Source organism: Intrasporangium sp. (assembly GCF_032907665.1).
Lineage (GTDB): Bacteria > Actinomycetota > Actinomycetes > Actinomycetales > Dermatophilaceae > Intrasporangium.
This window is the reverse complement of sequence record NZ_JAJJPG010000147.1, coordinates 1-8,255: the sequence shown is the minus strand read 5'-3', so window position 1 is coordinate 8,255 and position 8,255 is coordinate 1. Positions and strand designations below refer to the sequence as shown.

Annotated in this window: 11 protein-coding genes; 9 read left to right on the top strand and 2 right to left on the bottom strand. The window is 68.1% G+C overall.

All coding sequences use genetic code 11. The features are described 5' to 3' along the window. Positions 1-49: 49 nt before the first annotated feature. From LOY02_RS16385 to LOY02_RS16350, 8 genes are all read left to right on the top strand, one after another. A complete protein-coding gene (locus tag LOY02_RS16385; protein WP_317183440.1) occupies positions 50-529 on the top strand; it encodes a hypothetical protein in 480 nt (159 codons plus the stop codon). A gap of 114 nt (positions 530-643) precedes the next feature. Further along, the gene (locus tag LOY02_RS16380) at positions 644-1,111 is read left to right on the top strand and encodes a GNAT family N-acetyltransferase (RefSeq protein WP_317183439.1); all 468 of its coding nucleotides are present in this window, start codon (positions 644-646) and stop codon (positions 1,109-1,111) included. Between the two features lie 82 nt (positions 1,112-1,193). After that, a complete protein-coding gene (locus LOY02_RS16375) occupies positions 1,194-1,394 on the top strand; it encodes a hypothetical protein (RefSeq protein ID WP_317183438.1) in 201 nt (66 codons plus the stop codon). 293 nt (positions 1,395-1,687) lie between these two features. Then, entirely contained in the window at positions 1,688-2,125 is a 438-nt protein-coding gene (locus tag LOY02_RS16370; protein WP_317183437.1) for a hypothetical protein, read from the top strand. Positions 2,126-2,302: 177 nt separating this feature from the next. After that, entirely contained in the window at positions 2,303-3,241 is a 939-nt protein-coding gene (locus LOY02_RS16365) for a hypothetical protein (RefSeq protein WP_317183436.1), read from the top strand. A 28-nt stretch (positions 3,242-3,269) separates the two neighbouring features. Continuing rightward, positions 3,270-4,070, top strand: a complete 801-nt coding sequence (locus LOY02_RS16360) for a hypothetical protein (RefSeq protein ID WP_317183435.1) — start codon at positions 3,270-3,272, stop codon at positions 4,068-4,070. Positions 4,071-4,094: 24 nt separating this feature from the next. After that, positions 4,095-5,552 carry a peptidoglycan-binding domain-containing protein gene (locus LOY02_RS16355; protein WP_317183434.1) on the top strand — a complete coding sequence of 486 codons (1,458 nt, stop codon included), beginning with the start codon at positions 4,095-4,097 and terminating at the stop codon, positions 5,550-5,552. Then, a complete protein-coding gene (locus tag LOY02_RS16350) occupies positions 5,549-6,736 on the top strand; it encodes an ABC transporter permease (RefSeq protein ID WP_317183433.1) in 1,188 nt (395 codons plus the stop codon). The genes LOY02_RS16355 and LOY02_RS16350 overlap by 4 nt, the downstream gene beginning before the upstream one ends. 8 nt (positions 6,737-6,744) lie before the next feature. Here LOY02_RS16350 and LOY02_RS16345 read toward each other — a convergent pair whose 3' ends face one another. Both LOY02_RS16345 and LOY02_RS16340 read right to left on the bottom strand, forming a co-directional pair. Beyond that, the gene (locus LOY02_RS16345) at positions 6,745-7,521 is read right to left on the bottom strand and encodes an ABC transporter ATP-binding protein (RefSeq protein ID WP_317183432.1); all 777 of its coding nucleotides are present in this window, start codon (positions 7,519-7,521) and stop codon (positions 6,745-6,747) included. Further along, positions 7,514-7,840: a hypothetical protein gene (locus LOY02_RS16340; RefSeq protein WP_317183431.1), complete on the bottom strand. Its 327-nt coding sequence runs from the start codon at positions 7,838-7,840 to the stop codon at positions 7,514-7,516. Before LOY02_RS16340 ends, LOY02_RS16345 begins: the two co-directional genes overlap by 8 nt. A gap of 143 nt (positions 7,841-7,983) precedes the next feature. On the opposite strand from LOY02_RS16340, the gene LOY02_RS16335 reads away from it, so the two are divergent. Then, positions 7,984-8,130, top strand: coding sequence for a hypothetical protein (locus tag LOY02_RS16335; protein WP_317183430.1), 147 nt, complete (start codon positions 7,984-7,986; stop codon positions 8,128-8,130). Positions 8,131-8,255 lie beyond the last annotated feature (125 nt).

The window sequence follows — 8,255 nt, the reverse complement described above, 5'->3', positions numbered from 1 at the left end:
TGAGCTCGACCCGCGCCCAAGGTGACCGGTCCGTTGAGCACCGCCAGGAGTGCGTGCGGAGGCGTGTCATCGGAGCGGACTCGCCGTACACCAGACCGGGCACAACTCCGGCGTCGTGCATGCCGGGCTCTACTACCAGCCGGGCAGCCTCAAGGGGCGGCTGTGCACGCGCGGACACGGCCTGCTGCGTGACCTCTGCGCCGGGGCCACCGTCTCGTGGCCCGGCTTTTGGCAGCTGGCGAGGGTCCACTGGCGCACGGGTGCCACGGAGCTGGCTGGCTCGATGTCGACGCGGGCCTATATGAAGGTGGCCCAGCGCTATGTGCCGGACATCGGCGCGGCCGACGTCGTCCGCAACGGCATCGGGGTTCGGGCTCAGGCGGTCGAGCGCGACGGCACGCTCGTCGACGACTTCCGGATCACCCACGGCGACGGGGTGACGAGCATCCGCAACGCGCCCTCCCCGGCCGCGACGTCCAGCCTGGCGATCGCCGAGTTCGTCGTGGACGAGATCGAGCGGCAGGCATAGACAGAGGGACCAGCTCAACTGGCGCCGGCCGCGTCCACGAGACCCAACGGATAAGCGGTTGCCGGTCCCGTGTCGTGCGGGGCATCGTCGAGGGATGGCCACCGCGGTGACGAGATGATGACGAGAGCGGCAGGACCGTCCGACGCGGACGTCGTCGGTCGGCTCCTTCAGGACTTCAACGACGAGTTCGACACGGCTGGACCAGACGCGCAGACCTTCGCGCGCCGCTTCCGGACGTTGCTCGACCGAGATGACGTGCTCGTGCTGCTCGCCGAGGACGACGGGGACCAGCGCGAGGCGGTGGGGCTCGCCTTCCTCACCCTGCGGCCGACGCCCTACTACGACGGCCTGTTGGCGCAGCTCGAGGAGCTCTACGTGCGGCCCGACCTGCGCGACCAGGGGATCGGCACGGCGCTGCTCCTCGAGTCGATCCGCATTGCCTCGGAGCGCGGCACGTGCGAGGTGCACATCAACGTCGACGAGGTGGACACGGACACACGGCGCTTCTACGAGCGGCACGGCTTCACCAACATCCAGCCCGGCGCGGACTACCGGATGCTCTGCTACCTGCGCGAGCTCTGAGGCCGTCCCGGGCTCCGGACCTCCGCGCCACGGCGTGGGCGTCATGAGAGTGTGGCCCCGTCGCCCTGCTAGGCGTCGACGGATGGACCTTCCATGCCCCGATCCGGAACGGGGCCACGGTGCACGTCACGGAGCAGATCACGGGCACCCGGCCTACGTCGGCCGGGACGCGGGCGTTCTCTCCCAGGGCTTCACCCTGACCAACCAGGACGGCATCGCCGTCCAGTCGGGCGCCATCGGGCTCATGGTGGGCAGCCGACCGAGCCCTGCGTCCACGGACTGATTCAGCCCCTCCTCGGACCGTCGAGCACGCAGTTGCTCACATGACGCCGTTGACGCTCACTCCTCGGCTCGGTTCGGAGAGGTTTGTGTCCGATTCATGCCAGATACATTGACTCGTCCTACTTCGGGTAAGGATCCTCGTTCGTGCGACGGGTCGGCGAAGATCCACTCCGGTCCTCGCAGGAAGAGGACCGACGCGGTCCTGACGTGTGCGAGACGAGAGGGATACAACAGATGAGGCGTATCGGCGCATGGTTTGGTGCGGCAGCGTCCGCAGCCATGGTGATGGTCAGCATGGCTGCGGGCCCAGCACAGGCGGGCTACGAGTCCGACAATGACTACTGGACGGGTCACGGCAACGCCTACACGTACGTGAGGGGTTACACGGCGTGTGGTAGCGGATGGAAGGCATGGTGCAAGGTCTACAACGTCTCCAACTACTCCCGTGACTACGGCGCCACGTACACCCGGGTTGCAGGCAACATCGACCTGTCCGCAGGGAGCGGGAGCCTGACGCTCGGATGGCCCCCCAGCATCAGCTGGACGAGCTCCGGCTATCAGTGCAACTTCAGCGACGTGCGCCACGCCAGCACCTGGGCCAAGCGATACCACGACGGCACAGCCTGCCGGGTCGAGTCGATCTGGTGGACGTCGATGGATGACATGGCCACGACGGGTGTGCACTGGAAGGGCAGCTACTCCAAGTCGCACACCGCCTGGACCTCCATCTGAGCTGGATGACCGCTGAGGAGGGGCTGGCGGCCTGCTGGCCCCTCCTCAGTCCTCGAACCGGGAGAGACATTGACGCGTATCGCCATCGCGCTGACGGCCGCCGTGCTGGTCCTGTCCATGAGTGCCTGTACGTCACCCGAGGGAGCGCGGACGGCTGCGCCGGGACAGACTGAGTCGGTGCCCTCGGTCGAGCCGCAGCCTGACGAGACGCTGGCCGCACAGTGGGGGCCCGCGCAGGTGGAAGCCGACCACACCGGCGGCCGCACCTTCCGCGTCACGGACTCCGGCCAACCCTTCGACTTCATGATGTCGGTCGCCGCCCTCGCCGCGCTCGGTCCCGAGGTGTCCGGCGTCCTGACTGACCTCGACTACGACCACAACTCCGGGGTCTGGGAGCGATTCATCACGACCCAGGCTCTCAGGAAACTCGACGGGCCCACAGCCGCAACCAGCGTCGCCTCACTCGGCATCATCCAACGCAACTCCGGCGGCGCCTTCCTCTCTCCAGAGCAGGTCCGGATCGTCGAGGACTACCTGTCCTGGGCCGCGGGCCAGCAGGGCTACATCGACAACGAGGTGGTCGCCGCGAACCTGGCGCTCGCAGCGACACAGTTCGACCACGAAGTCGCCGCACTCGTGAAGCACCCAGATCTCTCCCGGGTCAAGGCGCCACAGGGCGTGTGCGGCCCCGAGACGTGGGCCGAGCTCCCATGGGAGGTGGCCGCCCACTTCATGGTCCGCGGCACCGACGCGTGCACGATTGCAGAGGTGACCACGGCCTGGAACCGTCTCGCCGACACGGTCGATGAGCGGATCCGGGCCTCGGCCGATGAGGCCGACAGGGTGCACCTCGTCGAGATGATCGGCCTTCTGAACGTCGTCCGCGATGGGTCGGCCACCACGCTGGGCAGGGCTGGGACTGCGCGATTCGCGTCGATCAGAGACGCCTACCTGAGCAGCTTGGCAGAGGACCCGTGGGAGTGGCTGTGGGGCTACTTCAAGTTCGAGTTCGACCATGATCGCGCGGCGGCTCAGGCTCCGGTGACGCCCGCGGCCAGAGCGATCCTGAGTCATTTCGCGGCTCGTGGGGTCCCACAGGTGAGTGAGGTGAAGTGACGTGAGACGTGTCCGTGTCCTTCTAGCGGTGGCCCTCGCCGCCAGCGCGGCGGGTTGCTCCTCGGACAGCACCGCCGCGGACGCCATTTCCTACGCGTCGATCCAACAACTCATGCGTCAGCAGTGGGAGTTCCGCGAAACGGAAGTCGCATCCTGCATGGCTCAGGAGGGATTCGACTACTTCGCAGAGGAGTGGTCGGCGAGCGGATCGAGTGGGACACCGGGAGCGACCGACCCCGACAGCCGGCTGTTCGACGTGGCCTACGACGTCGAGCATGCCGCCAGCCACGGCTTCGGAGTGGTGGAAGCGGGCCTGATGCGCTCACCCACGCCGCAACAGGGCAGAACCTCGAAGAACGCGGACTATCGCGAGTCCTTGGGCAACAGCGAGCGCCTGGCCTACGAGGCGGCCCTGAACGGAGACGACGGGTGCGCGGTGACGGCAGAGGCGCTGGCTCAGTCGGAGTTCGAGGAGCGAGTCGCTGCTGTCGATGAGACGGCCAACGCCCTGAGAACGCGCATCACCTCGGATGCGCGCTTCCGTCAGATCGACGCGGACTGGAAGTCATGCATGGGGAAGCGCGGCTGGGAGGCGGAAACGATACTCGGCTTCGACGAGGTCGTCAGTGACGAGATCTTCCGCCGTCTGGCCGAGCTGACCCGTGAGGACGAGCCCAGAGAAAGTAGGGTCGAGCTGGATGAGGCCGTCGTCGACCAGCTGTTCGAGTTCGAACGTGGCGCTGCAGTCGACCACGCCGAGTGCTGGGGGGAGAGCTCGGGCGACTATGCGGACGTGCTCGACGACGCGTATGCGGCACTGGGCGGCTGACGCGCGCGCACAAGGGAGCTGGTCATGACCAATCGCAACCTTCGCGCGACACTCCCTCTCGTCGTCGCTCCCGTGGTCGCCGCCACCCTCGGTTGGGGAGCCGCGACGCTGATCACCGACCCATCCGACGTCGCTGCCGCCCCGCCGACTCCGTCACTGGTCACGACGCAAGTCGAACGCACCAGGCTCGAATCGGCGGTGGTTGCTCGGGGGGAGGTCGTTGAGTCCTCGCGGTTCGAAGCGAGTCTCGTCGGGGATGTCCACGCAGACTCCCCCGGTCAGCCGGTCTACACCGGGCGTCTGGCCAAGGTGGGGAACACGGTGAAGGAAGGGGCCGTCCTCGCGGAGGTCTCGGGGCGCCCGGTCTTCGTGATCGAGGGATCGATACCCATGCATCGGACACTGGGACCGGGCAGCCACGGGCCGGACGTCAAGCAGCTCGAACACGCGCTCCGCCGACTCGGGCACCACCCCGGCAAGCCTGACGACCGGTACGACGACGAGACAGAGGCCGCGGTCGCGGCCCTTTATCAAGCCCTCGGCTACGCGCCAGCCGAAACTGACACCGGTTCCGACGACATCAGCCTCGACATGGCAGAGGACGTCGTCGACGACGCGCGAGCCGCCCTGGCCGAGGCAGAGGCCGCGCTGGCCGAGGCCGATGTCGAGGCCAGCCCCGGCGAGATCCTCGCAGCCAAGGCTGAGGTCCTGGCGGCCCAGCGGGAGGTGGCGCAGGTGGAGGGGAGCGGAGACAACGTGGCCATCGCCCAGGCAAACGCAGCCCTCGCGTTGGCCAGGGAGGGCTTGGCTGTCTTGCTCGAGGGGCCTGACGTGTCGCGCTACAAGGCCGCCATCGCCGCCACCCGTGAAGATCTCGCGGAGGCAGAGGCACGACGTGACTCGATCGCGGCGCATTCAGGCACAGCGATACCTCGGGGCGAGCTGATCGTGGTGCCGTCCCTGCCCCGGGTGGTCCGGAGCGTCGATGCCACCGTGGGGCAGGTGCCGGGTTCCAAGGCCTTCACCCTCACTGGCACGACAGCCGAGATCGTGGTGCAGGTACCCCGCGAGGAGGGCGTGCTCATCCGTCAAGGACAGGAGGCCGGCATCATCGAGAAGTCCTGGGGCATAGACATGCTCGGAAAGGTCGCGAAGGTCGGCACCCGGGCGAATGAGGCGGGCCTGCTCTCGATCAGGGTCACGCCGGCGAAGGACCTCTTCGAGGCCGTGGGCGCGAATGTCCGCGTGCGCTTCCCCGTGGCCGCGACTGACGACGAGGTGCTTGCCGTCTCAGTGGCTGCGGTCTACACGGCGGCCGATGGCCGCACGTACGTCGACCACGTCACGGACACCACACCTGGACGAGAGGTCACCAAGAAGGTCGAGGTCACCCTGGGCCTGGCGTCGGACTCCATGGTTCAGATCACGCCGCGCGGCGGCACGCTCACTCCAGGAGACCGCGTGGCGGTGTCGAGGCCATGACCAGATGGGGGGACGTGGTGGTCGAGGCGGCCTTGTCGGTGACGGCTCGTCCAGCCCGCGCCCTCCTCACCGCCCTCGGCGCCACCTTGGGCGTCGGCTCCCTGATCGCGGTGACTGGACTCGCGAACACGGCCGGCGCCCAGGTCTCATCGCACTTCGAGGCGATCTCGTCGACGACGGTGACCATCACGGAGACCCCCTCGCGTTCAGGCGAGACCGTCCTGGACTGGAATGACCTCGACGACGTCGCCGTGCTCAATGGCGTCGAGGCGGTCGGTGCCCGGGCCGATCTGGGCACCGAGTTCCACGTCAGCGCGATCTCGGCCCTGGACCCGTTGGACGCCCCAGACCCGGATACCCACGTACAAGCCGCGACTCCAGCCCTGTCCCACGCGGTTGACCTGCACTTCGAGCAGGGCGGCATGTTCGACGTCGGGCACTCCGAGCGCGCCGATCGCATCGTCGTCCTGGGGGTCACGGCGGCCGAGCGACTCGGCATCACCGACATCAGTCGCCAGCAGGTGGTGCTCATCGATGCTGCCGCGTATGCCATCAGAGGCATCTACTCATCCCGCGCCAAGGACGTCGACCTCGACTCGTCCGTCCTCGTCCCGGTCGGCACGGCGCAGAGACTCACTGCAGCAGCGGGTCCTGAGGCCGTGCACATCCGAACCGCGCCTGGCGCTACGCGCGTGATCGCCGAGCAGGCGCCCCTGGCGATGTCACCTGCCAAGCCGCACCTCCTCCAGGCGTCCTATACGCCCGCACCGGACCGGATTCGTGCCCAAGTGGACGCGGACATGCGCGCACTGTTGCTCGTCCTGGGTGGGGTCAGTCTGCTGGGTGGCGCAGTCGGCATCATGAACACGATGCTCGTCAGTGTGCTCGAGCGACGCGGCGAAATCGGCCTGCGCCGGGCCGTCGGCGCGCGGCGCCGCGAGGTCTTGGCGCAGTTTCTTGCCGAGTCCGCTGGGCTGGGGCTGGTCGGGGGCATCCTCGGCTCCTCCTTGGGGACCTGTGTCGTGGTCGTCGTCTCGATACTCCAAGGATGGACGCCCGCCACCAACTGGTGGGTCGCCCCGGCCGGGGTGCTGATCGGGGGACTGACCGGGCTCATCGCGGGCCTGTTGCCTGCATGGCGAGCCGGCCGCACGGAGCCCGCAGACGCACTGCGGCTCGGCTGAGCCAGGGCTCAGACCTGGGTTGAGAGCCTTCCGTCCCGAATGACAACCGTGCGGTCGGCGTGGGCAGCCACGTCCATGTCGTGGGTGATCATCACGACCGTGAGGCCGGACCGGTTGAGGCTGTCAATGGTGGCCAGAATCCCCGCAGCCGTTGTCGAGTCCAGGTTTCCGGTCGGCTCGTCGCACAAAAGGAGGGAAGGCCCCGAGGCGAGGGCTCGTGCGATGGCCACACGCTGACGCTCACCCCCCGACATCGTCATCGGCAGGGCCTCCGCGCGGTCGGCCAACCCAACCATCGCCAGTTGTTCGCGGGCGATTCGGCGACGGTCCCGACGCCGAACTCCGCGGTAGATCAGCGGCATGGCGACGTTCTGACTGGCCGTTCGGTGGGGCATGAGGTGGAAGGACTGGAACACGAAGCCGATCTGCGTCGAACGCACTCGCGTGCGTGCCGACTCAGGCATCAGCGCAGTGTCCTCCCCTCCGAAGGCATATCGGCCTGCAGTTGGTCGGTCGAGCAAACCGAGAATGTTGAGCAGCGTGCTCTTTCCGGAACCCGACGGACCCACAATCGCCAGGTACTCGCCCCGGCCGACGACGAGGTCCACCCCCTGCAACGCCGGGACCGGCACCGGGCCGAGATACGTGACCCCGACGCCCTCAAGCCGGAGAAGAGGTCCGTCATGGGCGACCCGCTCCGGTCCCGGTGCGGAGGCGATCCCCTGTCTGACGTCATCTTCCTTGGGGCCGAGCGCTTTCCAGAGGGCGCCAACCCCCTCAGCCATCGTCGGCTGCGCCAAGTGGGAGGCCAGCATTCCGCCGCGCGGGTGTGGGCAGCGCGGCACCGGGGCTCGCCGGGGGCTCGAGCAGGTAGGTGCCCGGGCGGAGCAGCCCAAGGCGGTAGGCCGCGATGGCCAGCTGGAGCTCGTTGCGGACCCCCACCTTGGCCTTGGCCGACGCGATGAGCCTGTGGACGTGCCGGATGCTCCGGCTCAGCCTCCGCGCGATCACCTCACGGCTCAGGCCCATGACGAGAAGATTCAACGCCTCGTGCTCTTCGTCGGTGATGGCTCGCTGCGCACGAGCGCTGCGGAGGTCGCGCATGTCTTCCCCTGACGACGATCCGTGATGGGGCGGGCCTAACGTAGCGCCGATCCGTCCTGCTGGCAAGGGTGCTCGTGACGTGGGTCAGCCAAAGCGGTGGTGCCCGGCTTCAGTGAATCTTCATCGAACCCCGCTCCCCTTCCTTGCCGCGCCGGACCGGGGTCGTTCCGGTCGTCTGTGCCCGAGGAGATCTCAAGACGACCAGGAACCCCGACGTCAAGGTGCTCGCCGAGGCCGTCGTCAGCGCCCAGGAGGCGGAGATCTCGACGATGCGCGGGCTGCTCGACTGACCGGCGCGGTCGCGTTCGCGCCGTTTGACGCGCGAAGATCGGGCCATGGCGGCTGAGCGCACGATCGGGATCGTCGGGGGCGGCATCCTCGGGCTCGCCATCGGCCGCGAGCTGGCGCGGCAGCG

Excerpts from the sequence above, each read along its gene's own strand:
- LOY02_RS16380 (WP_317183439.1), top strand. The coding sequence starts at position 644 with ATGATGACGAGAGCGGCAGGACCGTCCGACGCGGACGTCGTCGGTCGG.
- LOY02_RS16375 (WP_317183438.1), top strand. The coding sequence starts at position 1,194 with ATGGACCTTCCATGCCCCGATCCGGAACGGGGCCACGGTGCACGTCAC.
- LOY02_RS16370 (WP_317183437.1), top strand. The coding sequence starts at position 1,688 with ATGGCTGCGGGCCCAGCACAGGCGGGCTACGAGTCCGACAATGACTAC.
- LOY02_RS16355 (WP_317183434.1), top strand. The coding sequence starts at position 4,095 with ATGACCAATCGCAACCTTCGCGCGACACTCCCTCTCGTCGTCGCTCCC.
- LOY02_RS16350 (WP_317183433.1), top strand. The coding sequence starts at position 5,549 with ATGACCAGATGGGGGGACGTGGTGGTCGAGGCGGCCTTGTCGGTGACG.
- LOY02_RS16345 (WP_317183432.1), bottom strand. The coding sequence starts at position 7,521 with ATGGCTGAGGGGGTTGGCGCCCTCTGGAAAGCGCTCGGCCCCAAGGAA.
- LOY02_RS16340 (WP_317183431.1), bottom strand. The coding sequence starts at position 7,840 with ATGCGCGACCTCCGCAGCGCTCGTGCGCAGCGAGCCATCACCGACGAA.